The following is a 24,975-nucleotide window of genomic DNA, read 5'->3' on the forward strand; positions in this document are numbered from 1 at the left end:
CGCGGGTCGGACGCCTCCCCCGGGACCCCTGGGGCGGCCGTCAGTAGGGGTGGACGCCCACGGGGGCTGCGGGCGGCGGCCCGTAGCCCTCCGCGACCCGCAGGTGATAGGTCTCGCGGTCGATGACTTCGAGGCCGACGATCTCCCAGGGCGGGAGCTGGGCCGTGGAGCGGTGCTCGCCCCACAGCCGCAGCGCGACGGCGGCCGCGTCGTGCAGGTCGCGGGCCTCTTCCCAGTAGCGGATCTCCGCGTGGTCGCCCGCGTAACGGCTGGTCAGCAGGAAGGGATGGTCGTGCGCGAGCTGTTCCAGTCCGCGTCTGATCTCCGCGAGCGGAGTCTCGGTGCCCGACACGCTGAGGGTGATGTGCCAGAGTCTCGACTGCGGGGGCTCCTCCTTCGCCCTCGTGACCGGCTCCCGTTCGGCGGTGTCCGACGGAAGGGGATTCCGGTCGAGATCCGCCCTCGCTCCGACACTCGTCAGGGCACGGTTGGCCGTGCCTCGGGGCGGCGCCCCCGGGCGCACTCGTCTCACCGGCGGCCTCCTGTGATGTGTTGCTGTGCGGTTCCCCTGTTTCCCCACTACAAAGTGGACCAGTCCACAGCCGGGTGTGGGGTGGTTTTGGTGAAGGTCCCCGCCGAAGAGCCGGACTTTCGGCCGTTTCAGGGGGTGAGGCGCGGCGTGAGAAGGACCAGATCGTCCCTGTGTACGACCTCGCGCTCGTAGGCGGGACCCAGTTCGCGGGCCAGGTCCCGGGTGGAGCGGCCGAGCAGCTGGGGGATCTCCTTGGCGTCGAAGTTGACGAGTCCGCGGGCGACCGGGGTGCCGTGCGGGTCGCGCAGTTCGACCGGGTCGCCGGCGCTGAACTCGCCTTCGACGGCGGAGATCCCGGCGGGCAGCAGCGAGGTGCGCCGCTCCACGACGGCCCGTACGGCGCCGTCGTCGAGGGTCAGCGCGCCCTGCGGGGTGGAGGCGTGGGCCAGCCACAGGAGCCGGTCGGCGGAGCGGCGGCCGGTGCGGTGGAAGTACGTGCCGGTGTCGCGGCCCGCGAGGGCGTCGGCGGCGCGGCTGGCGGAGGTGAGGACGACGGGGACGCCGGCGGCGGTGGCGATGTTGGCGGCCTCGACCTTGGTGACCATGCCGCCGGTGCCCACGCCCGCCTTCCCGGCGCTGCCGATGGTGACGCCGGCCAGGTCGGCGGGGCCGGTGACCTCGGCGATCCGGGAGGCGCCGGGGGTGCCGGGCGGTCCGTCGTAGAGGCCGTCCACGTCGGAGAGCAGGACGAGGAGGTCGGCGTGGACGAGGTGGGCGACGAGGGCGGCCAGCCGGTCGTTGTCGCCGAAGCGGATCTCGTCGGTGGCGACGGTGTCGTTCTCGTTGACGACGGGGACGGCGCCCATCTCCAGGAGCTTGTCCAGGGTGCTGTAGGCGTTGCGGTAGTGGCCGCGGCGGCTGGTGTCGTCGGCGGTGAGGAGCACCTGCCCGACGCGGACGCCGTAGCGGGCGAACGAGGCGGTGTAGCGGGCCACGAGGAGGCCCTGTCCGACGCTGGCGGCGGCCTGCTGGCGGGCCAGGTCCTTGGGCCGGCGGACAAGGCCGAGCGGGGCGAGTCCGGCGGCGATGGCTCCGCTGGAGACGAGGACGACCTCGCGTTCGCCGCCGTCCCTGACCTTGGCCAGGACGTCGACGAGGGCGTCGACCCGGTCGGCGTCGAGGCCGCCGGAGGCCGTGGTGAGCGAGGAGGAGCCGACCTTGACGACGACTCTGCGGGCTGTGGTCACCGCCGCCTCTCGGTGCGACGGCCTCTGCTCTGCCACGTGCTTCCTCGCTCTGGATCGCCCCGGTGTCCGATGAGGGCGTCGGAACCTGTCGGCCGGCGCCGCCCCCGGCACGTCACAGTACGCGAGCGGCCGCCCCCGCCGCCTGCCCGTTCCGCTCGGTGGACGACAGGCCTCAGAGGGCGGGGCGTCCGATGGGCGGGGTGCGGGCGGGCGGCGGGGGCGGCCGGTGGGCTCAGCCCCGCAGCTCGTCGTTGACGGCGAGCATCCGGTCGACGACCCGGGCGGCGGCGCGGCCGTCGGAGGGCTCGCAGAAGTCGACCCGGAACTGGGCGTACTTCTCCTTGTACTCCTCGCTGACCGCGTCGATGTTCCGGATCGCGGAGACCAGGTCCTCGGAGGTCTTGATCAGCGGCCCGGGGGCGCGGGAGGTGAAGTCGAAGTAGAAGCCGCGCAGGGTGTCGCGGTAGTGCTCCAGGTCGTACGTGAAGAAGAGCATCGGACGCCCGGAGTGCGCGAAGTCGAACAGCACCGAGGAGTAGTCCGTGATCATCACGTCGGCGATCAGGTAGAGGTCGGCGATGTCCGGGTAGTACGTGACGTCGTAGACGAAGCCCTGTCCGGCCCCGGGGATGGAGTCGAGGACCTTGTGGTGCTTGCGGTAGAGCAGCACGTGGTCCTCGCCGAGCTCGCGCTGGGCGGCCTCGACGTCGATCCGGTTGTCGAGCTTGAAGCGGCGTCCGCCGTAGCGCTGGTCGTCGCGCCAGGTGGGTGCGTACAGGACGACCTTCTTGTCGGCGGGGATGCCGAGCTTCTCCCGGACGGCCGCGGCGCGCTTGACGCGGTCGGGGGCGTGGAAGACGTCGTTGCGCGGGTAGCCCGCCTCCAGGACCTCGCACTGGAGGCGGAAGGCGTTGGTCATGATCGGGGTGGTGAAGGCGTTCGGCGTGATGAACAGGCTGTACTGGCGCGAGCGCTGCGGGAGGCTCGCGATGTAGGCCAAATTCGCCTTGGGGGTGCCGAGGAGGTCGGCGCCGATGCGCTTGAGCGGGGTGCCGTGCCAGGTCTGGACGACGACCTGGCCCTCGCGGCGGACGAACCACTCGCGAATACCGCCGTTGGTGACGACGTACCGGCTCCGGGCCAGCGCCTCGTACCACTCCTTGCTGCCCCACTCGACGCCTCGGACGCCGGGCGGCAGCACGACCTGCTGGTCGTGGACCATCGCGATGTGTTCGACCTCGGTGCCGCGGCGCTTGAGCTCCTCGTAGACCGCGCGGGGCGAGTCGGAGAACTGCTTGCCGCCGAAGCTGTTGTAGAGCACGGCCTCGCGCAGCGGCAGCTTGCGCTGTTCGGGGGTGTAGACGTCGCGCATCAGGCGCTGGCGGTAGGCGCCGCGCAGCTCCGGGCCGAGGACCGGGCCGGACTCCACGAAGATCCGGTCGAAGTCGACCCGCTCGACGGTGTACGTGCGGTGCTCGCCCCGGTGGGCCAGCGGGAGCGTACCGACGAGGTCGGGGCGGACGGTGACGGGCAGGTCGCGGGTGTGGTCCCACTCGGTGGTGCGGCGCAGCCGCGGCATCCACCGGCCGGCGCGCAGCGGGACGGTGCCCTCGTAGGTGGGCATGGTGTCCGGGCGCAGCCGGGCGGTGAAGCGGCCGTCGGCGAACTCGACGGGCAGCGGGCGGTCCTCGTTGCGGCCGGTGTGGCGCAGGACCATCTTCATCTGCTCGGCGGGGCCGGTGTAGACGCCGGAGAGGACGAGCTCGCCGTCGGCGCTCCACTCGACGCCGTCGACGACCGGCTGGACCGTGCGGACCTGCGGGGTGAAGTTGCCGGCGCCGTCGGTGAGGATCGCCAGCTCTCGGCCCTCGGGCAGCGGGTGCACGCCGGTGACGGGGTCGGTGCCGTTGGTGGCGCGGCGGGTGGTGCCGTCGGCGAAGACGATGAGCGTGCGGTACTTGACGGCCTTGCCGGGCCGTACACCGTCGACGGGCAGATCGGCCAAGGGCAGCCGGGCGGTGTGGCGGAGCCAGCCGTCGGCGCCGGTCTCGCCCTGCTGGAGCGGCAGGTCGGTGGCGAAGCCGCTGGGCTCGTGGTCGATGCGCAGGGCGGTGGGGTACTTGCCCGCGGGGGCGGTGACGCGGGAGCGCAGGGTGACGGTGAGGGTGTCGCCGTCCGCATCCTGGGCGATGATCTCTGCCGGTACGACGTCCACGGACAGTCTCAGCCGGTTGCGGTCGAAGCCGGCGACGAGGCGGACGCCGTCGTCGAGGGTCCGGGTGAGGCTGTGTCCGGCAGCGCCCGCGTTGTTCTTGGTGATGCTGCCGACGGACATGCCGCCGGGGCGCGGGATGCCGATGCCCAGGCGCCAGGTGCCGGGCTGCCACTGGCCGCGTACCCGGAGGCGGGAGGGGTCGACGGCGATCTCGAAGCCGGACCAGTCGTAGTTGTGCTGGGCGCCCTTGGCCTCGGCGGTGGCGCGGGGCTCCTCGACCGTGCGCAGCCGTAGCGGGAGGGTGGAGCGGCTGCCCTGGCGGCGGAGCACGGCGACGCGCAGCGAGCGCTTGCCGGAGGCCGAGGGAACGTTGGGGATGTAGGCGTAGCCCTTGATCTGGAGCTTGCCGTCCTCCCAGGCGAGGCCGAGGAGCTTGCCGCGTACGGGGAGCTCGCTGCGGTTGAAGTTGCGCACGGAGGAGGGGAGCGAGGAGCTTTCGACGCCGGGCAGCTCGATGCGGGCGCGCCGCAGGCCGCGGACGGAGAAGGCTCCCGGGTTCTCGCGCTCGTAGTGCAGCAGGTCGACCAGTTCGTCGCCGCGCCCGCTGGCCGCCAGGTGCCACTTGACCCGGGCCATCGGGGAGAACTGCCGTACGACCTTCGGGGCCGCCCGTTCCAGGAAGTCCTTGGCCGCCCGGTGGAATTCGGGGCGCTCCTCGACCGGAGTCTCCGGGAAGTACTTCATGAGCCGACTGAGCTCGTCGGGGATCGCTTCGAGGGACGCCACGGGGGGAAGGCCTTTCCGGGGGGACGTGCAGATGATGAACCCCTGGGAGACGGGGCGTTAATGAGACGTCTCCAACCGTCTCATGGTTGCCCCACAGTATGGCGTGACACCTCTCACAGGACGAACTCGCCCCGGTCGGCACCGGGGACACGAAGAGGCGTTCGAGGGCTGACCCGGAGCCCGGCGAGGAAGCCCCGCGAGCCCTCGAACGCCCGGTCAGACGCGGTGTGCGCGGGGGGCGCGCAGGGCGCTGAGGACGGACCGGCGGGCCTTGCGGACCACGCGCCGGGCGAAGGACGGACGGGGCTTGTTCCGCGGCGCCTCGATCCGCCGTCCGCCGACCCATTCCGTGACGGTCACCTCGTAGGCGCTGTCGGGGAGCACGGAGCTCTCGCCGAAGTGCGGGTAGGCCAGGTGCGTACGGGGCGGGTTCCCCCGGCGGACGGTCTCGGGCTCCTTCTTGTCGCGCAGGAAGGCGGCGATGTCCAGGAGCAGGTCGAGCCGGCCCTCGGCGATGCACATCAGCCGCAGCCGTTCGTCCACCTTGAGGTGGCGCCCGAGCTCCGGCGTCCAGTACGCCTTCATCAGGGGAGCCGCGAGTGCCATCTTCCGCTCGCGGACCTCGGGCTTCTGCTTCACCAGCCCGGGACCGAACTGCGGCAGCAGGGTGATGACGAAGGGGCGCACCATCAAGGCGTCGCGCCGAGGGCCCGGGGGCACGTGCTCGGCGATGAGCCCCATGAGGGCGCGGGCCGAGTCGAAGCGGCGGGTGTAGCCGCCCTTCTTGGTCATCTGGTTGCGGTCCTCGCGGCCGACGAGGTAGTAGCAGGTGTAGTCGGCGACGACGGAGACGCCGTTGCCGCGCAGGTACGCCTCCATCGTGAACAGGGCGTCCTCGCCCGTCTTGAGCTTCTCGTCGAAGGCCATGCCGAGACGTACCAGGAGGTCACGCCGGAACAGTTTCTGCGCGCTCAGGGTGAACTTGATGTTGGAGGAGAACAGGTCGGCGCGCTCGACGGTCTCTTTCCACATCGACTTCGCGGCACCGCGATTGACTCCGACGATCTTCCCGAGCACCACGTCCGTGCCCGCCCTGTCCCCCATGGCGACCATGCGTTCCAGGGCCTCCTCGCCGAAATAGTCGTCCGCGTCGAGGAAGAAGACGTACCGGCCGCGGGCGAGGCCGAGGCCGCGATTGCGCGGGCCGCTGGGCCCGCCGGAGTTCGGCTGCCGGACGACTCTCATGGGGATCTCGGTCCGGGCGGCGAACTCCTCCAGGAAGGCGCCCGTGCCGTCGGTGGAACCGTCGTCGACGGCGACGATCTCCATGCGGTCCGCCCCGATGGTCTGCGCCTCGACGGACTCCAGGCACCGGACCAGGTAGGGCATCGCGTCATACGCCCCGATGATCACACTGACGTCGGGCTCGTGGTTCTTCCTGGGCATGTCGGCCATGTGCACCTGTCGATTGGATCACGAAAGGAGGAAGATTGCCCGGCTACGCACCTTTCATGCATTAACACACCGAACGACCCGTACATCCCTCCCTCAGGAGAGACGTACGGGTCGCGATCGGGGTTGCCTGCTTTTCAGTCAGTTCGATCAGAAGTGCGGCGCGTGCATGTGCGACAGGACGCGCTCAGTGAACAGCCGGGGACCCCTCGGTGAGAGCGGCCCGCGCCTCGTCCTCCGCCGCGTCGGCCTCCAGGACGTCCGGGTCTGCGGTGGCGTCGGCCTCGGCGGCCGCCTGCGGATCGCCGGTCCCGGCGCCACTGGTGGCGGCCTCCGCGTCCGGCACCGCAACGGCCTGCTCACCGATCCGCTGGGTGACGGCCGCGTTACGGGCCTCGGCCTTGGCCGCCAGCGCCCGTACGGCAGCGTTGAACCGCTCCATGGAGGTCGGCTCGTCCGGCCCCAGGAGGTAGGTCTTCAGCTCACGACGGGCATCCGCCAGTGTGTCCGCCGCCGGGTCGGCCACTGCGGCCAGCAGCCCGTCCAGCTCCTCGGCGCCGTTGGAGAGGATGACCGCGGCGCGCACCGCGGTGTTCTGCCGCTTGAACTCCTCGGCTCCCAGTGCGGCCGAGTCGGTGACCGCGTACGGCTTCCCACTCGCGATGAAGTCGGAAACCACGCTGGAGATGTCCGAAACCATGGCGTCGGACTCGTTGAAGCAGTCGTACAGCCTGGGCTGCGCGCCGGTCACCGTACGGTGCTCCCACCAGCCGAACGAGCGCCAGTAGGCGTCGTTCCACTCGGTTCTCAGCCGTGCGGTCTCCGCCTCGCGGACCGGGTCGGCGAGCGAGAGCCGTGACTCCTCCGCGTCGTCGCCGCCCGAGCGGCCGGTGGCGGCGAGCTGCGCGAGCCGCGCCTCGATCCGGGCGATCTCGGCCTTGGCGGCGCTCTGCCCGGCAGCGGCCGAGGAGGCTTCCTTCGCCCAGCGGGGCTCCGACGCGCGCTCGGCGGCGGCCTTCTCCAGCATCGCCCGGATCCGGGCGTCGACGGCCTTGGCCTTGGCGCTGCGGATGCCGGTGAAAGGGTGCGGCTTGTAGATGATCCGGACCGGGTCGGCGGCCTTCAGCAGCCGGCGCACGATGTTCTCGCCCGCCAGGAGCAGGGAGGTGTTGCCCGGGTTGTCGTCCCAGCCCTCCCAGGTGGGCGCGTACAGCACGGTCGGGATGGGGTTCTTGACGGCGCCCGTCCAGCTCTTGATGGGCTCCAGCTGCGGGCGCCCGACCTCGACGATGTCCTCGTCGCGGACCCCCACATCGGCCAGGGCGTAACGGTCGCGGCCGGCCCGGCCGGCCGTCCACACCTCGTCGTACACCTTGGAGTAGGGGTTCACACTGGCGAGCTTGTCGCTGTCGCCGTGACCGATGAAGACGTGCTTCATGGTCGGAACGCGCAGGATGTGGATGTTCTTGCCCACGTTCGCGGGGTAGAGGCAGACCCGGACCGTGGAAAGGTCCAGATTCATCAGGTGGGTCCCCGCCGGAACGCAGATCACCGGGACCGAGGTCTCGGCGAGCTGGGGGACGAGACCGCGCTCCCGCATGATGATCAGCGGGCGCCCCTCGACCCGGCTCATGGTCTCCAGCCACATGTTGCCCTGGTAGGCGGACTCGTTGGAGCCGGAGAAGTAGAGCACCACGGTCGGCTGGTACTCACGCAGCCAGCTGTCGACGGCCTTGAGCACGACAGGGGCCGGAGGAGCCAGCCGGCTGCGGCGCCCGTACGGGAGGAGCAGAGCGAGGTAGAGCAGGGCCAGCAGCAGCGTCAGGCCGATGCCCGCATAGCCGATGACGTCCTCCCCGGTCCCGGCAGCGATCAGCACGCCCACCACGGCCGGAATGTCGAGGTGCAGCATCTTCTCCGCGGACCGCCGCATCAGCGCGCCGGGTGGGGCGTCGGGGATGCGGACGGCGTGCAGGTCCACGTTGCGGGTGACCACCGGCATGGTGCGGCGGAGCCGGATCAGGGTCGCGAGGGCTCCGTGCGGTGCCTGGAGACCGTAGAAGAGCAGGAAGCAGGCCACCGCCCCGTAGAACAGCGGCGACTCGGCGAGATCCATGCGGGCCAGCAGCAGGATGACCATCAGCTGCCGGAGCAGGAAGCGGATCGACAGCCCGGCCCGCACCTTGCCCAGGCGGTTGATCAGGTAGCTCCCCCGGTGGTGCAGATACCAGTCGGCGGCATAGGTGACAGCGGTGGCCGCCGCGAAGAACCAGATGTGGGGAGTGAGCGCGGCAAGCATGACGCAGGGATATCCCAGCCCCATCATCAACGCTGCCACCAGTTCCGACCTGCTGCCCACACGGGCCAGGCGAATGGCTGTCGAGATCACGAAGAACCTGCTCCAGGGGGTGCCGGTTGATTCACGTATTGGCGGAAATGTGAAGGTGCGGCTTCACGCATTCGGGCCTCTGTCATCACGCAAAGCGATGACAGAGGCCCGGAAAAGCACTTTTGTCAGGAATTATTACACATCTGCTTGACGGTCCAGCACCGAGGCCAGGGCCTGCTCGAAGCCCGAGGACTCGGCGGCACCCGCCGTCGGATCCTGCTGCCGCACGTCGATGACGTGGCCGGTCAGCTCGGAGAGCAGGACGTCCAGCGAGGTGCGCGCCACAGCCTCCGAGGAGAGCAGCGAACCCTCGGGCTCCTGGCCGAACGCCTTGGTCCGCATCGGGGTCGCGGTGCGCTCCGGGTTCACGCAGTTGACCCGGATGCCCTCGCCCGCCCACTCGTCGGCCAGCGCCTGGGTGAGGTTGACCATGGCGGCCTTGGTGGAGGAGTAGAGGCTGTACTCGGCACGGCCCCGGGTGTAGCTGCTGGAGGTGTAGAGCAGCAACTGGCCCTGGGTCTCCGCCAGGTACTTGTACGAGGCGCGGGCGATCTGCACGGGTGCCAGGTAGTTGACGTTCAGCGCTTCCTGGATCGTCGTGTTGTCGGTCTCGGCCAGCTTGCCGATCCGCAGCACGCCCGCGGTGTTGATGACGTAGTCGATGCGGCCGGTCTCGCCGTACGCCTTCGAGAGCGCGTCGTCCACGTGCTCCGGGTTCTCGACGTGCGTCCCCGTGGTGGAGCGGCCCAGCGCGTAGACCTTCGCGCCGTAGCTCTCGGCGAGGGCGGCGATGTCGGCGCCGATGCCGTACGAACCGCCGAAGACGACAAGGGTCTTGCCCGTGAGCAGCTCGCGGTAGGCGGCCTCGTCGGCCTGGCGCGGGGCGGCGGTGGAGGCCAGCTGGAAGAGCTTGTCGGTGATGAAGACGTCGACCGGCTGCGTCACCTTCATGTTGTACTCGTCGCCCGCGACCACGTAGATCGGCACGTCGGGAAGGTACTTGAGGACCACCGAGCAGTCGTCGGTGGCCTGGAAGTTGGGGTCCCCCGCCGCGACCTCGTAGGCCTTGCGGATCGTGGAGAGCTTGAAGGCCTGCGGCGTCTGGCCGCGGCGCAGCCGGGAGCGGTCGGGCACGTCGGTGATGAACTCGCCGTCCTCACCGTGCGTACGGGTCACGATGATCGTGTCCGCGGACGGGATGGCGACGTCGACGGCCTGGTAGCGCTCCAGCGCGTCGACACAATCCTTGATCACACGCTGTGACAGCAGGGGGCGGACCGCGTCATGGAAGAGGACGTTGCGGTCCTCGCCCTCGGCGAGGCCCTCGCCGAGGGCCGCGATGGCGCGCTCGGTGGTCTCGTTGCGGGTGTTGCCGCCCTCGATGATCCGAGTGACCTTGGCCAGTCCGGCCTTCGCGACGATCTTCTCGACGTCGGGGACGAAACCGGGCGCCATCAGCACGATGACGTCGTCGATGCCCTCGGCGTTCTCGAAGATGGTCAGCGTGTGCTCGATGACGGCCTTGCCGGCGATCTTCAGCAGCTGCTTGGGGATCGAGAGGCCCACGCGCTGGCCGGTCCCACCGGCGAGCACGACCGCTGTGGTCCGGGGCTTGGCTTCATGCGGCACAGACACAGACGACCTACCTTGCTATGACAGGGGGAACAGTGTGATGGTCGCACTCTCCGTGACCGTCTCGCAAGGTGGACGCTGCCCGTCGCTCGCCCTGCGGATACCCGCAGTTCACCCTCTGGCCAGGGAGGTTGGGCGCTGCCGGGGTGATACCCGGGGTGACCGACCCCACAGATGTGTTGCTCAATCCGCACATCTGCAGCACGTTCACCTGGCGTGACCGGCGGAAATCCTCCGATGCCCGGCCCCGAGGCTACCGGACGGCCCGCCTCCGCAGAGACGGGCCGTTGGCGGTGACCGGAGAGAGCACCCCTGAAGAGGGGCGACCTCGGGGCGGGGACGGGTCGGGCCCGTCGGCTAGAAGGGGTCGAACTCGTCGTATTCCTTCTGGGCGTCGTCGCGTTCGGCCTCACGGTCCTTGCGGCGCTGCGCGGCGGGGCGCGGTGCCTCCATGCGGTGGTCCTCGCCGCGGCGGCCGAGCATCTCCGCGCCGGCCTGCATGGTCGGCTCCCAGTCGAAGACGACCGCGTTGTCCTCGGGGCCGATCGCGACGCCGTCGCCGGCCCGGGCGCCCGCCTTGACGAGTTCGTCCTCGACGCCGAGGCGGCTGAGCCGGTCGGCGAGGTAGCCGACGGCCTCGTCGTTGTTGAAGTCGGTCTGGCGCACCCAGCGCTCGGGCTTCTCGCCGCGCACCCGGTAGAGGTCCTCGCCCTCGGCGGTGACCGTGAAGCCCGCGTCGTCGACGGCCTTGGGGCGGATGACGATGCGGGTCGCCTCCTCCTTCGGCTTGGTGGCCCGCGCCTCGGCGATGATCCCGGCGAGCGCGTAGCTCAGCTCGTTGAGGCCCTTGTGGGCGATCGCGGAGACCTCGAAGACGCGGTAGCCGCGGGCCTCCAGGTCGGGGCGGATCATGTCGGCGAGGTCCTGGCCGTCGGGGATGTCGACCTTGTTGAGGGCGACGATGCGGGGCCGGTCCTCCAGCCCGCCGTACTGGCGCAGCTCCTCCTCGATGATGTCGAGGTCGGAGACGGGGTCGCGGTCGGACTCCAGGGTGGCGGTGTCCAGGACGTGCACGAGCACCGAGCAGCGCTCGACGTGGCGCAGGAACTCCAGGCCGAGGCCCTTGCCCTGGCTGGCGCCGGGGATGAGGCCCGGGACGTCGGCGATGGTGTAGACGGTCGAACCGGCGGTGACGACGCCCAGGTTCGGTACGAGGGTGGTGAACGGGTAGTCCGCGATCTTCGGCTTGGCCGCGGAGAGCACCGAGATCAGCGAGGACTTGCCCGCGCTCGGGTAGCCGACGAGCGCCACGTCGGCGACGGTCTTGAGCTCCAGGACGATGTCCCGGCTCTCGCCCGGCTCGCCGAGCAGCGCGAAGCCGGGGGCCTTGCGGCGGGCCGAGGCCAGCGCGGCGTTACCGAGGCCGCCACGGCCGCCCTGACCGGCCACGAAGGTGGTGCCCTGGCCGATGAGGTCGGCGAGGACGTTCCCGGCCTTGTCGAGGACGACGGTGCCGTCGGGGACGGGCAGGACCAGGTCCTGGCCGTCCTTGCCGGAGCGGTTGTCGCCGGCGCCGGGCTGGCCGTTGGTGGCCTTGCGGTGGGGGTGGTGGTGGTAGTCGAGCAGCGTGGTCACGGACTGCTCGACGACGAGGATCACGTCGCCGCCGCGTCCGCCGTTGCCCCCGTCGGGGCCGCCCAGCGGCTTGAACTTCTCACGGTGTACGGAGGCGCAGCCGTGGCCTCCGTTACCCGCGGCGGCATGCAGCTCGACGCGGTCCACGAAGGTGGTCATGGTGGGTGCCTCCAGGTAACAGGTGCAGGTACAGCGGAAAATGCGGAGTTGTCTCTGTCGTAACACGCCGAGGGCGGACCCGCTTCCCCGTTCGCCGGGAAAGCTGAGATCCGCCCTCGGAAGGTGCTGTGTGTCGTTCTGCGCGCGTCGAGAGGACTCAGACGGCGAGCGGAACGATGTTCACGACCTTGCGGCCGCGGTGCGTGCCGAACTCCACCGCACCGGCGGTCAGCGCGAACAGCGTGTCGTCGCCGCCACGGCCGACGCCCGCGCCGGGGTGGAAGTGGGTGCCGCGCTGGCGGACCAGGATCTCACCGGCGTTGACGGCCTGACCGCCGAAGCGCTTCACGCCGAGCCGCTGAGCATTGGAATCGCGCCCGTTCCGAGTGGACGATGCGCCCTTCTTGTGTGCCATGTGTTCTCAGTCCCTTACTTCGCAGCCGTGGGGATACCGGTGACCTTGATCGCCGTGTACTGCTGGCGGTGACCCTGGCGGCGGCGGTAGCCGGTCTTGTTCTTGTAGCGAAGGATGTCGATCTTCGCGCCCTTGTGGTGGTCCACGATCTCGGCCGTGACCTTGATGCCGTCCAGCACCCACGGGTCGCTGGTGACCGAGTCACCGTCGACAACGAGCAGGGTCGAGAGCTCGACCGTGTCGCCAACCTTGGCAGTGGAAATCTTGTCAACCTCAACGATGTCGCCGACAGCAACCTTGTGCTGGCGACCACCGCTGCGCACGATGGCGTACACGCGGATCTCTCTCTCGCTCGGAACGGAACCCCTGATGCCAGCCGCCCGCACGGGCCGGGGCCCGTGTCGATCCGGAAGGATGAGCGGCCTCTCCTGGCGTCGGCGCGAACACCGACCGTTACCGGGAGGGATGTGCTCAGGGGTAGGTGCGTACGGAAACACACCGAGGGTCAAGGTTACGGGGCCGGGGTGTGGGGGTCAAACCGGGCTCGAGGGACGGGAGGCGGGCCCGCGGCCCGGGGCCGGCGAACCGCCCGCCTTATGCTTTCCGGGCGCATCAGCTCTCCGAAAGGCATGCCGTGAACTACAGGGTCCAGCCCACCGCCCAGGTCGACGAGACCGCCGAGATCGGGGACGGCTCCAGTGTCTGGGAGCTGGCGCAGATCCGTGAGGGAGCGAGGCTCGGCGAGGGCTGCGTCGTCGGCCGCGGCGCGTACGTCGGCACCGGCGTGCGCATCGGCGACAACGTGAAGCTGCAGAACTACGCCCTCGTGTACGAGCCCGCCGAGCTCGGCGACGGCGTCTTCGTCGGCCCCGCCGTCGTCCTCACGAACGACCACAACCCGCGGTCAGTCGACCCGGACGGCAAGCAGAAGCGAGGCGGCGACTGGGAGGCGGTCGGCGTGAAGGTCGCCGACGGCGCCTCGCTCGGAGCCCGCTCGGTCTGCGTCGCGCCGGTCCGTATCGGCCGGTGGGCGATGGTCGCGGCCGGCGCGGTGGTGACCAAGGACGTGCCCGACTTCGCCCTGGTCGTCGGCGTGCCCGCGCGGCAGATCGGCTGGGTCGGACGGACCGGAGTGCGCCTGACCGAGCGGCCGGACGAGCCGGGCGTGTGGGAGTGCCCGCAGAACGGGACGCTGTACGACGAGAAGGACGGCGTGCTGTCCGAGCGTTGAGATGCACCTCCGCGAAATCGCGGGGCAGACGGTGAGGGCGGGCGTCCGGTCGGACGCCCGCCCTCACCGTCTGCCGGGACGGCTCAGCCGCCGATGACGACGCGGCGCACGCCCGCCCAGTTGGCCGGGTCCGTCGTGCGGCGGCCGTCGACCAGGACGCGGACGTCCGGGAGGTCGGTGGCGGACAGCTCGCGGTACTCGGCGTGGTCGGCCTGGAGGATCGCGGCGGTGACGGCCTGGCCCTCGTGCGGGACGAGGCCCAGCGCGGTCAGCTCCTCCGGGGTGTACATCGGGTCCGAGACGAACGGCACCGCGCCCCGTGCCTTCAGCGCCTCGACGACGCCGAAGACACCGGAGAACGCGGTCTCCTTGACGCCGCCGCGGTAGGCCGCGCCCAGCACCACGACCCCGGCGCCGTCCAGGTCGCCGTAGGCGGCGGCCAGCAGATCCACGGCGTAGGCGGGCATCGCGGCGTTGGCCTCGCGGGCCGAACGCACGACGGTCGCCTCCGGGTCGTTCCACAGGTACATCCGCGGGTAGATCGGGATGCAGTGGCCGCCCACGGCGATGCCGGGCTGGTGGATGTGGCTGTAGGGCTGGCTGTTGCAGGCCTCGATGACCTTCTTGACGTCGATGTCGTTTCGGTCGGCGAACCGGGCGAACTGGTTGGCCAGACCGATGTTGACATCGCGGTAGGTGGTCTCGGCGAGCTTCGCCAGCTCGGAGGCCTCGGCCGTACCGAGGTCCCAGACGCCGTTCGGGCGGGAGAGGTCCTCGCGCTCGTCGAAGTCGAGAACGGCCTCGTAGAAGGCGACACCCGCGGCCGAGGACGCCTCGTCGATGCCGCCGACGAGCTTGGGGTAGCGGCGCAGGTCGGCGAAGACCCGGCCGGTGAGCACCCGCTCCGGCGAGAAGACCAGGTGGAAGTCCTCACCGGGGGTGAGGCCCGAACCCTCGGCCAGCATCGGCGCCCAGCGGGTACGGGTGGTGCCGACCGGCAGCGTGGTCTCGTAGCTGACCAGGGTGCCGGGCTTCAGGCCGGCCGCGATGGCCTTGGTGGCGGCGTCCATCCAGCCGAAGTCCGGGGTGCCCTCGGCGTCCACGAAGAGCGGGACGACGACCACGACGGCGTCGGACGCGGCGACCGCGGCCGTGGTGTCCGTCGTCGCGGAGAGCAGGCCCGCGCCGACCGTCTCCTTCAGCTTGACGTCCAGGTCGTGCTCGCCGGGGAACGGCTCGGTGGCCGCGTTGACGAGTTCGACGACCTTCTCATTGACGTCCGCGCCGATGACCTTGTGGCCCTTGGCGGCGAACTGCACGGCGAGCGGAAGCCCGATCTTGCCGAGCGCTACTACACAGATGTTCATCGGTTACTTCCTCTTCGACCTGGACAGCGTTCGGCGCAGCCGCGCGCCCACGCCGGACTTCGGTTCCCGCAGGGGGGCCGTCGTGACCACGAGCCGGCCCTTGGTGTTGGTGCTCGCTGCCACGCGGTGGGGCTCGTCGCTCCCCCAGCGGCGTGCCAACGGCATCGGCTGCCCTTCGGTGCGGACCGGGACCTCGTACGTCGAGCCGGCCACGTCCACGTAGAGGCGGACGCCCCTCTTGGACCGGGTGGCCGCCAGCGGGATGCGGGCGGTCAGCAGGGTGCCGCCGTCCGCCGCGGCGTCGGCGGTGAGCGTGCCGACGCACTGCGGACGCGTGGCGTTCGCCGGCAGTTTGCGCGCACCGGCCTTGTCCGCGCTCTGGGGCATGGCGCCCTGGGCCAGGGCGACAACGGCGGAGGACGTGTCGCCGGTGATACCGGCCCGCAGGGTCACGACGAAGTTCAGTTCCGTGCCGTGCTGGTCCCAGTCGGCCGACTCCAGGCGCGTACCGGCGGAGAGGCGGCCGGCCACCGTCTCGCCGAGCACCTCGTACCAACGGTCGTCGAGGCCGACGGCCGGGTCCCGGAATCCGGGATAGGTAGCGAAAGCACGGCCACCCTCCAGCAGGAAGGGCGGCGCTCCGTGCGCGGTCTCCTCCGCGACGGCGCGGGTCAGTTCCTCGACGGCACCGCTGCGGGCCAGGCCGAAGCGGACCCGGCGCTTGACGCCGGTGCCGTCCCGCAGGCCGTCGGTGAAGTAGCTGTCCACCAGCGCCCCGACGCCCTTGCACACCTGACGGCGGGTGTCCAGGTCGAGTGCCGGGAAGTCCTGCTGGAGAAGCTTGGACAGCTCCCAGTCGAAGTGGCGCTTGAGGACGGCGTCGCGCTGCGGACCCGCGGGGATCAGACCGGCCGTGTGCTCCATGATCTGCTCGACACAGCGCAGCCTGGCCAGGTGGTCCGCCCGGTAGGTGATGTTGCTGCTGTCGCCGCGCTTGACCGCGTAGTAGCAGGTGTAGTCGGAGATCACCGAGATCTTCCGGGCCCGTACGCACGCCTCGATGGTGAACGGCTGGTCGCTGCCGACCGGCATGTCCTCGGGGAAGCGGAGTCCGTGCTTCTCCACCAGATCGCGGCGGAAGAGCTTGGTGTTGGCCAGGGTGAAGGGCAGCGCCGAGTCGTAGAGGCTGATGTCGGGATGGTTCCCGTCGTACAGCTTCTGGTGAACGTACCGGCCGTTCGTGCCGACCATCTTCCCGACGACGACGTCGGCCCCGTTGGCGTCGGCGGTGGAGACCATCCTCTCCAGCGCCTCTTCGCCGAGGTAATCGTCCGCACCTATGAAGTAGACGAAACGTCCGGTGGCCACGTCCAGCGCCCGATTGCTGGGCGCGGCGGGGCCTCCCGAGTTCGGCTGGTGGAGCACCTTCACCACGTCGGGGTGGCGCTCGGCGAACCGGTCGAGTTCGGCACCGCTCCCGTCGGTCGACCCGTCGTCGACGGCCACGACCTCCAGCCGCTCCAGACCGATGCTCTGCCGGATCAAGGAGTCCAGGCACTCCGTGAGGTAGGGCATGGTGTTGTAGACGGCGACGACGACGGTGACATCGGGCTCTCGTGTCATGCCATCACCTGGGAGTCCGGTTGATGCGCCTTCACCGGTGCAGCGCCGGTCAGACGCGTGTAGACGCCGTCCAGGACCTCGGCCTGCGCCTCCCAGGTCCAGTTTTCCAGCAGCCCCTCGCGTGCGTAGACGGCGCGGTACTTCGCGGGGTCGGCGAGCACCGACTTGACCGCGCGTACGTAGTCGGAGACGTCCTCGGCGGTGAACACTTCGCCCTGACCGGTCCGCGCGACCATCTCCCCCATCGTCTTGACGTCACTCACCACGAACGGCAGGCGGGCGTGGGAGTACTCGAAGAACTTGGTGATCAAGGCGATCTCGTGGTTCGGCCAATGGTGGATCGGGATGACGCCCACGCTGGCCGCGGACAGGAAGGGAACCACCTGGTAGTGGGGCACGTACGGCAGGATGTGCAACCGGTCCGAGACGCCCAGTTCGGCGGCTCGTTGCTCGAGTTCCTGCATGTAGGCCGAGTTGGGCCGCAGGACGACGAAGGCCACATGCGTACCGGGGAGCTGGGGCAACCCCTCGATCATGATGTCGAGACCACGCTGCGGGGCCGCGGCACCGCTGTAGACCGCCAGCGGGACGTCCGGGCCGATACCGCACAGTTCGCGCAGGTCGGGTACCGGCTCCGCGGCCTGCTCCGGGGAGACCTCCGCGTCCGGGGCGTTCAGCACGACTTCCGGCAGGGCCTTGAGGCCGTGGCGCTCGACCAGCATCTCCGCGAGGGTGCTGGAGACCGTCGTGACGGCGTCGGCGTACTTGGCATACTCCCGCTCGTGCCCGCACTGCGCGATGTGCCAGCGCGGGTGCGAGCTCCACGGCTTGATCCCGGGGAGGAACTCGTGCACGTCCCAGAGGAGCTTGACCTCACGGCCCTTGGCCTCGGCGCGCAGCTTCGCCCGCGCGGCCACGCCGAGCATGCGGAAGTCGTTGGCGTGGATCACGTCGGGTTCGAGCCGGTCGATGACCTTGCCGTACGCCAGCTCGAAGTCCCACAGAGCCGGGTCGAGGCGCCGCCAAGCCCGGTCGCCCATGGTGCGGACCCAGAAAGCCGTGGTGAAGCGGTCCAGCGGCGAGTCCATGTTCTTGCGACGCCGCGCGAGCGCCTCCGTGCGGCCTGCTCGGAGGCGGACCCACTTGCTCAGCGTCTTCGCCAGCAGCCGCGGGGGCACCAGACGCGCGACGCCGAGCGGGGAACCGTTGCGCCTGGCCTCGACGTTCCGGATGTTCAGCTCGGCACGCCACGCCTTCATCCGCTGCTTGCGGTACTCCGCGAGCGGACCGGGCGGATACGCGAGAGGCGAACGCAGAACGGCCCTGCGGTACTCGTGACGGCGCCGGTGCATGGGCGTGGGCACATGCAGCAGGCGGACCTCGGCATCGCCGAGCCACCACTTCTGGGACTTCTTGGTGGGCGACTTGCCCAGAAGCACCACGTCCCACCCGGCCTCCGCCGCCGAGCGGGCTTCCTTCTGCACCCGGGAATCGCCGTTGACGCCGTTGTCGACGAGCATGACGATCTTTCCCCGGGGACTACGCTCCGGCCTCGCGGCCGAGCTGTCATTCGCCATGGCGGGCAGGCTCTCCTGTCTCGAATACGACGGTCTGGCCACGGTTGGCCGAGTCGAGCAGCGATGTCGCCACCTCGACGGTACGCAGCCCCTGCCGCAGCGTGCAGATGTCGGCGGGCTTGCCCTGCACAGCGTCGCGGAACAGCTCGTGCTCGACAAGCAGGGGCTCGCGCTTGGGGATGGCGTAGCGGATCATGTCGCCCTCGGCGACCCCGCGGAACGCGCGCAGCGCCTCCCATTCGGTGGCGACGGCGGCATTCGAGTGGAACGTGAGGTCGGCGGTGAGGGTGTCGGCGATGAAGCAGCCGCGCTCGCCCGTGACCGAGGTGAATCGTTCCTTGAGCGGGCTCAGCCAGTTGACCAGGTGGTTGACCATCGTGCCGTCGGACAGCTGGCCCACCGCGGAGACCATGTCCTCGTGGGGGCGGCCCGACTTGGAGACGGTGTGCGCCGCGATGGACGTGTACGTCTGGCCGGTGACCCAGGCGGTCAGGTCGATGTCGTGGGTGGCCAGGTCCTTGACCACGCCGACGTCGGCGATCCGGTGGGGGAAGGGGCCCTGGCGGCGGGTGACGACCTGGTAGACGTCGCCCAGCTCACCGGCCTCCAGGCGGGCACGGAGCGAGAGCAGCGCGGGGTTGCAGCGTTCGATGTGGCCGACGCCTGCGACCAGGCCGCGCGACTCGAAGGCGTCCACGAGGCGGTGGGCGCCCTCGACGGTGTCGGCGAGCGGCTTCTCGATCAGGGCACCGACGCCGGCCTCCGCGAGCTGGAGGCCGACCTCCTCGTGCAGCGCGGTCGGGCAGGCAACGACGGCGTAGTCGATGCCGAGGACGATGAGCTCCTCGACGGTGGAGAGCACGGGTGCGCCCTGGGCCCAGCCGTTCTTGTCACCCATCGGGTCGACGACGCCGACCAGTTCGACGCCCTCCAGGCTCGCGAGGACACGGGCGTGGTGGCGGCCCATGGAGCCGAGGCCGACGAGCCCGGCCTTGAGTACGGCGGTCACAGGTTCTCCCCGAGGGCGTTCACAGCGGTGACGATGCGCTCCAGGTCTCCCTGGGTGAGCGAGGGGTGGACGGGCAGCGAGACGACCTCGGCGGCGGCCTTTTCGGTCTCGGGCAGGTCCCAGGTACGGCCCGCCTTCTGGTCCGGCTCCCAGTAGGGCTTCAGACGGTGGATCGGCGTCGGGTAGTAGACCGCGTTGCCGACGCCCGCCTCGGTGAGCTTCGCCATCGCGGCGTCCCGGTCACCCTGGATGCGCACGGTGTACTGGTGGTAGATGTGCCGCGCGCCCTCGGCGACCGGCGGCGTGGTGACTGCCGGGGCGGTGATGTGGGCGTCGAGGTACGCGGCGTTGGCGCGGCGCTGCTCGGTCCAGCCTTCCAGCTTGCCGAGCTGTACGCGGCCGACGGCGGCGGACACGTCGGTCATCCGCATGTTGGCGCCGACGATCTCGTTGGCGTAGCGCTGCTCCATGCCCTGGTTACGCAACAGGCGCAGGGTGCGGGCCAGTTCGGCGTCGGCCGTGGAGACCATGCCGCCTTCGAGGGAGTGCATGTTCTTGGTCGGGTAGAAGCTGAAGGTGCCGCCGGCGCCGAACGCTCCGACCGGGGTGCCGTTCAGCGCAGCCGCGTGGGCCTGGCAGGCGTCCTCGACCACGGCGAGGCCGTGCTTCTGCGCGATGGGCATGAGCTTGTCCATCGCGGCGGGGTGACCGTAGAGGTGCACCGGCATGATCGCGGCGGTGCGCGGCGTGATCGCGGCTTCGACAGCGGCCGGGTCGAGACCGAAGCTGCCGGGCTCGATGTCGGCGAACACCACGTCGGCGCCGACCAGGCGGACGGCGTTGGCGGAGGCAGCGAAGGAGAAGGAGGGGACGATCACCTCGTCGCCGGGGCCGATGCCCAGGGCGAGCAGCAGCAGGTGCAAGGCCGAGGTACCCGAGTTCACGGCGACGCAGTGCCGACCGTCCACCAGGTGCGAGAAGCCTTCCTCGAAGGCCGCGACTTCCGGGCCCTGGACGACGCGGCCGCTGCGCAGTACGCGTACGGCCGCTTCGATCTCGTCTTCCCCGATGACCGGACGGGCAGCGGGAATCGGCTGCTCGTTGATGCTCGTCATGGACATCCTCCTTGAACACCGCAAGAGCTCGTTACCAGGCAGAGCTTTGAGGTGCGGGACGCCCTACGAGGTCGCGCTTAACCCCACCGGCGCAATGCCGACGCCCTGCCGAGGGATCCGGCCCGATCGATAGCGTCGCGGGCCGTGTCACCATCCGTAGTTTTCGTGAAGAACGATCACACGCACGGCAACCATCGTCACATTATCAGGGATTTCTTGACGCATTTCGGTCTCGTTAACCCACTTATGCATCAGTTCTGAAACAAAGCAGGTGTCCCGCCCCTATGTGCTCGGAGCGGGACACCCTGAAGATGAACGAACGGTTACCCATTCATCAGCTCGCCGATGATTCACCGTCCGCCGGGGGCGTGGAAACCGTCACAGAAGGCGACGACTGCTCGGCTGCGACGCTTTTCTTCGTCGCCTTCTTCGCGGCCGTCTTCGCCGTCGTCTTCTTCGCGGCGGTCTTCTTCGCGGCGGTCTTCTTGGCCGCCGCCTTCTTCGCCGGGGCCTTCTTGGCGGCGGCCTTGCGGGCCGTCTTCTTCGCCGGGGCGGCCTCCGCGGGCTCGAACTCCGTCGCTCCGGTCTCCGGGGCCTTCGCCTCGGACTCCTTCGCCTCCGGCGCCGGAGCGACCACGACGATCTCCGCCTCGGCCGACCCGGTGGGCGAACCCGCCGGAGCGGTGACCTTACGGGTCACCCGGCGCCGGGCACGCGGCGGGGCGGCCACGGGGGCCTCGGCCTCGGGGGCCTGCTCCACCGGGGTCTCGGGGGCCGGGGTCTCGGCGGCGGGCGCCTCGACGACCGGGTCCTCGACCGCGACCGGGTCCGTGCTGGGCTCGGCCGGCTGTACCGGCTCCGCCGCTTCGGCCTGCTTCGGCGAACCCGCCGGGGCGGTGGCCTTACGGGTGGCCCGACGGCGCGTACGGCCCTGGGGCGCGGCCTCGGCCGGAGCCTCGGGGGCTGCGGCGGCCTCGGAGGTCTCCGCGACCTCGGCGGCCTCCACGACAGGGGCCTCGGCGACCGGAGCCTCCACAACCGGCGCGGGCGCCTCGGCCTTCGGGGCGCCGGCCGGGGCCGACGCCTTGCGGGAGGCCCGGCGGCGGCCACGGCGCGAGGCGGCCGCCTCGGCCTCGGCGGGGCTGCCGTAGAACTCCTCGTCGGCGGTGACCTCGGGCTCCACGGCCACCGGGGCGGCGACCTCGGCGGCCAGTTCGGCCTCGGTCTCCGTCTCCTCGGGCTCGGCGGACACCTGGTCCTCGGAGCCGTGGTCGTGGTCGTGGGTGTGCTCGTGGTCCTGGCCGGCGCCGCCACGGCCGCGCTTCTTCGACTTCTTGCCGCCGCCACCGCCGCCGACGGACGTCGGCTGCTCCATGTGGACGATGACACCGCGGCCGTTGCAGTGGACGCAGGTCTCGGAGAAGGACTCCAGCAGACCCTGGCCCACCCGCTTGCGGGTCATCTGGACCAGGCCCAGCGAGGTGACCTCCGCGACCTGGTGCTTGGTGCGGTCACGGCCCAGGCACTCCAGGAGCCGCCGCAGCACCAGGTCCCGGTTGGACTCCAGCACCATGTCGATGAAGTCGACGACGACGATGCCGCCGAGGTCGCGCAGCCGCAGCTGGCGCACGATCTCCTCGGCCGCCTCCAGGTTGTTCCTGGTGACGGTCTCCTCCAGGTTGCCGCCCTGGCCGGTGAACTTGCCGGTGTTGACGTCGACGACGACCATCGCCTCGGTCTTGTCGATCACCAGCGAACCGCCGCTGGGCAAGTAGACCTTGCGGTCCAGCGCCTTCATCAGCTGCTCGTCGATGCGGTACGTCGCGAAGACGTCGACCTCGGAGGTCCAGCGGGAGAGCCGCTCGGTGAGGTCCGGCGCGACGTGCGAGACGTACCCGTGGATGGTCTCCCACGCGTCGTCGCCGCTGACGATGACCTTGGAGAAGTCCTCGTTGAAGATGTCGCGGACGACCCGGACGGTCATGTCCGGCTCGCCGTAGAGCAGCGTCGGCGCGTTGGAGCCGCTGGTGCCCTTCGCCTTCTTCTGGATGTCCTCCCACTGCTGCTGGAGCCGCTCGACGTCACGGCGCAGCTCGTCCTCGCTCGCGCCCTCGGCGGCGGTGCGCACGATGACGCCCGCGTCCTCGGGGACGATCTTCTTGAGGATGGTCTTGAGGCGGGAGCGCTCGGTGTCGGGCAGCTTGCGGCTGATCCCGGTCATCGAGCCCTCGGGCACGTAGACGAGGTAGCGGCCGGGCAGCGAGACCTGGCTGGTGAGACGCGCGCCCTTGTGGCCGATCGGGTCCTTGGTGACCTGGACCAGGACCGACTGGCCGGACTTGAGCGCGGTCTCGATGCGGCGCGGCCCGTGGGCCATGCCGAGCGCCTCGAAGTTGACCTCACCGGCGTACAGGACGGCGTTGCGGCCCTTGCCGATGTCGACGAAGGCGGCCTCCATGGACGGCAGCACGTTCTGGACCTTGCCCAGGTAGACGTTGCCGACGTAGCTGGTGGCCTGCTCCTTGTTGACGTAGTGCTCGACGAGCACGTTGTCCTCGAGGACGCCGATCTGGGTGCGCTCGCCGTTCTGGCGGACGACCATCACGCGCTCGACGGCCTCGCGGCGGGCGAGGAACTCCGCCTCGGTGATGATCGGGACCCGGCGGCGGCCCTGCTCGCGGCCCTCGCGGCGGCGCTGCTTCTTGGCCTCCATCCGGGTCGAGCCCTTGATGGACTGGACCTCGTCGAAGCCGGTGCCCGGCTCGCGCTCCTCCTTCTTGCGCGGCTCGCGGACCTTGACGACCGTCCGCTCCGGGTCGTCGGAGCCGTTGTCGGTGTCGACGGCGGCGTCACCGCTGCGGCGACGCCGCCGGCGGCGACGGCGGGAGCTGCTGGAGGAGGACGCCGAGGAGTCGTCGTCCTCGTCGCTCTCCTCGGCGGCCTCGGGAGCCTGGCCACGGCCGCCGTCCTGCTCGTCCTCGGAGCGGGACTCCTCGGCACGGGCGGGCGCGGACGCCTCGTCGGCGGTCTGCTCGTCGTCCATGTCGTTGGCCTCGCCACGACGGCGACGGCGGCCACCACGGCGGCGACGGCGCGAGGGGCGGTCGCCGTACTCGTCGGTGTCCTCGCCCTCGGGCTCCTCCGCCTCGGCCTCGAGGGCCTCGTCGGCGGTCTGCTCGGCGGGCTCCTGCGCCGGGGCGGCGGACTCGGCGGTCTGCTCGGTCGCCTCGGCCTCGCCACGGCGGCGGCGACGGCGGCGCGAACCACTCTGCGGCGCGGCCTCGGCGGGCGCGGTGTTCTGCTCGGCCTCGGCGGTCTGCTGCTCCTCGGCCTCGTCCACCTCGTCGTACGGCGACGTGGAACCGGCCGCGGCGGCTGCGGCGGCCGCGGTCTCGGGGGTCTGGAACATCGGCTCGGCGAAGACCGGAGCCTGGAAGACGGCGACGGCGGGGCGCGTGGCGCGGCGGCTCTTGCGGGTCGGCTCATCGGCCTTGGCCGTGAACTCGGGGCGGCCCGCGGCAGCCGTGGCCCGGCGGCGCTGGCGGCCGCGCGGGGCGGCCTCCTCGACCTCGTCCGCCTCGGCGGCGAGCTCCTCGGCGACGGCGGCGGGCAGGCTCTCGCCGGTCTCGACGGGCTCGGTGACGCTCTCGGCGGCCTCGCTGACCTGCGGCGCTCCGGCGGGCGCGGACGCCTTGCGGGACGCGCGGCGGCGGGTGCGCGGGGCGGGCGCCTCCTCCGCGGCCCCGGCCTCGGCGGCGGGCGCGGCGGACTCGGCGGCGGCCGGCTCCGGTGCGGTCACCGGCTCGGCGACGGGTGCGGCGGCCTGCGGCGCACCGGCCGGGGCGGAGGCGCGGCGGCGGGTACGGCCACGCGGGGCGGTGGGCTCCGCCACGTCGGCGGCGGGCTCGGCGGCCGGGGCGGGCTCCTCGACAGCGGCGGCAGCGGGCTCGACGACGACAGCGGCCTCGGCGGACTGCGGGGCGCCGGCGGGCGAGGTGGCCTTGCGGGAGGCGCGACGGCGGCGGGGCGCCGGGGCCTCGTCGGGGGTCTCCACGGCGACCTCGGTCTCTTCGTCGGCTGCGGGCTCGGCCGGGGTCTCGACGACCGGGGCGGGGGCCTCGGCGGACTGCGGCGCACCTGCAGGGGACGTCGCCTTGCGGACCGCGCGACGGCGGGTGCGCGGCGCGGGCGCGGCGGACTCCTCTTCGGCGGTGGGCTGCGCGGGGGTCTCGGCGGCCGCGGCGGGCTCGGCGGTCTCCGCGTCCGCCTCCGCGGGCGCGGGGGCGCCCGCGGGCGCGGTGGCCTTGCGCACGGCGCGGCGGCGCGTACGGGCGGGCGGGGCGGTCTCGGCGACCGGGGCGTCGGGTGTGTCGTCCACGGCCGGGGCGGCGGACTCGGCGGCCGGTATGGCCGGCGTGACGTCCTCGGCGGGCGCCGCGGTCGCGCCGGGCGGGCCCGCGGGGCGGGAGGCGGCGCGGCGCCTGCGGCGCGGCGGCAGCTTGTCCCCGGGGGTGTTCTCTTCGTTGTTCCCGGTCGTGCCGGGTTCGTTCGGCTGAGGCATGCGGGCGGTTCTCCCGTCGTGCTCCCGGGC

16 protein-coding genes are annotated in these 24,975 nt (G+C 71.0%); 1 reads left to right on the plus strand and 15 read right to left on the minus strand.

Annotated elements, in window-relative coordinates; translation table 11 throughout:
* Positions 1–40 precede the first annotated feature (40 nt).
* The 9 genes from CCZ36_RS09735 to rplU form a co-directional block, all read right to left on the minus strand.
* Positions 41–532: a hypothetical protein gene (locus CCZ36_RS09735; RefSeq protein ID WP_069742304.1), complete on the minus strand. Its 492-nt coding sequence runs from the start codon at positions 530–532 to the stop codon at positions 41–43.
* A gap of 128 nt (positions 533–660) precedes the next feature.
* Positions 661–1,815, minus strand: a complete 1,155-nt coding sequence (proB, locus tag CCZ36_RS09740; protein ID WP_237302618.1) for a glutamate 5-kinase — start codon at positions 1,813–1,815, stop codon at positions 661–663.
* 196 nt (positions 1,816–2,011) lie between these two features.
* A complete protein-coding gene (locus tag CCZ36_RS09745; RefSeq protein ID WP_069736523.1) occupies positions 2,012–4,780 on the minus strand; it encodes a CDP-glycerol glycerophosphotransferase family protein in 2,769 nt (922 codons plus the stop codon).
* Positions 4,781–4,996: 216 nt separating this feature from the next.
* A complete protein-coding gene (locus CCZ36_RS09750; RefSeq protein WP_069736522.1) occupies positions 4,997–6,235 on the minus strand; it encodes a glycosyltransferase family 2 protein in 1,239 nt (412 codons plus the stop codon).
* 184 nt (positions 6,236–6,419) lie between these two features.
* Positions 6,420–8,531 carry a hypothetical protein gene (locus tag CCZ36_RS09755; protein ID WP_237302619.1) on the minus strand — a complete coding sequence of 704 codons (2,112 nt, stop codon included), beginning with the start codon at positions 8,529–8,531 and terminating at the stop codon, positions 6,420–6,422.
* A gap of 225 nt (positions 8,532–8,756) precedes the next feature.
* The gene (locus tag CCZ36_RS09760) at positions 8,757–10,256 is read right to left on the minus strand and encodes a bifunctional cytidylyltransferase/SDR family oxidoreductase (RefSeq protein ID WP_069736520.1); all 1,500 of its coding nucleotides are present in this window, start codon (positions 10,254–10,256) and stop codon (positions 8,757–8,759) included.
* A gap of 354 nt (positions 10,257–10,610) precedes the next feature.
* Positions 10,611–12,047: a GTPase ObgE gene (gene obgE, locus CCZ36_RS09765; protein WP_069736519.1), complete on the minus strand. Its 1,437-nt coding sequence runs from the start codon at positions 12,045–12,047 to the stop codon at positions 10,611–10,613.
* 157 nt (positions 12,048–12,204) lie between these two features.
* Positions 12,205–12,462 (minus strand): 50S ribosomal protein L27, encoded by a 258-nt coding sequence (gene rpmA / locus CCZ36_RS09770; RefSeq protein ID WP_006124388.1) that lies wholly within the window; start codon positions 12,460–12,462, stop codon positions 12,205–12,207.
* A gap of 14 nt (positions 12,463–12,476) precedes the next feature.
* Positions 12,477–12,797, minus strand: coding sequence for a 50S ribosomal protein L21 (gene rplU, locus CCZ36_RS09775; protein WP_006124389.1), 321 nt, complete (start codon positions 12,795–12,797; stop codon positions 12,477–12,479).
* Positions 12,798–13,096: 299 nt separating this feature from the next.
* Here rplU and CCZ36_RS09780 point away from each other — a divergent pair, with 299 nt between their 5' ends.
* On the plus strand, positions 13,097–13,693 hold the full coding sequence (locus CCZ36_RS09780) for an acyltransferase (protein ID WP_069736518.1): 597 nt from the start codon (positions 13,097–13,099) through the stop codon (positions 13,691–13,693).
* 83 nt (positions 13,694–13,776) lie between these two features.
* Here the strand turns inward: CCZ36_RS09780 and CCZ36_RS09785 are convergent, their stop codons facing one another.
* From CCZ36_RS09785 to CCZ36_RS09810, 6 genes are all read right to left on the minus strand, one after another.
* Positions 13,777–15,060 (minus strand): nucleotide sugar dehydrogenase, encoded by a 1,284-nt coding sequence (locus CCZ36_RS09785; RefSeq protein ID WP_128817469.1) that lies wholly within the window; start codon positions 15,058–15,060, stop codon positions 13,777–13,779.
* Between the two features lie 3 nt (positions 15,061–15,063).
* The gene (locus CCZ36_RS09790; RefSeq protein ID WP_069736516.1) at positions 15,064–16,683 is read right to left on the minus strand and encodes a glycosyltransferase family 2 protein; all 1,620 of its coding nucleotides are present in this window, start codon (positions 16,681–16,683) and stop codon (positions 15,064–15,066) included.
* Positions 16,680–18,203, minus strand: coding sequence for a glycosyltransferase family 4 protein (locus tag CCZ36_RS09795; RefSeq protein WP_069736515.1), 1,524 nt, complete (start codon positions 18,201–18,203; stop codon positions 16,680–16,682). The genes CCZ36_RS09790 and CCZ36_RS09795 overlap by 4 nt, the downstream gene beginning before the upstream one ends.
* 46 nt (positions 18,204–18,249) lie before the next feature.
* Positions 18,250–19,269, minus strand: a complete 1,020-nt coding sequence (locus CCZ36_RS09800; RefSeq protein ID WP_128817470.1) for a Gfo/Idh/MocA family protein — start codon at positions 19,267–19,269, stop codon at positions 18,250–18,252.
* On the minus strand, positions 19,266–20,384 hold the full coding sequence (locus CCZ36_RS09805; RefSeq protein ID WP_069742295.1) for a DegT/DnrJ/EryC1/StrS family aminotransferase: 1,119 nt from the start codon (positions 20,382–20,384) through the stop codon (positions 19,266–19,268). Before CCZ36_RS09805 ends, CCZ36_RS09800 begins: the two co-directional genes overlap by 4 nt.
* Positions 20,385–20,718: 334 nt before the next feature.
* Positions 20,719–24,945: an Rne/Rng family ribonuclease gene (locus tag CCZ36_RS09810; protein WP_128817471.1), complete on the minus strand. Its 4,227-nt coding sequence runs from the start codon at positions 24,943–24,945 to the stop codon at positions 20,719–20,721.
* Positions 24,946–24,975: the final 30 nt, after the last annotated feature.

Origin of the sequence: Streptomyces sp. S063 (genome assembly GCF_002832675.1) — a bacterium.
GTDB lineage: Bacteria > Actinomycetota > Actinomycetes > Streptomycetales > Streptomycetaceae > Streptomyces > Streptomyces sindenensis.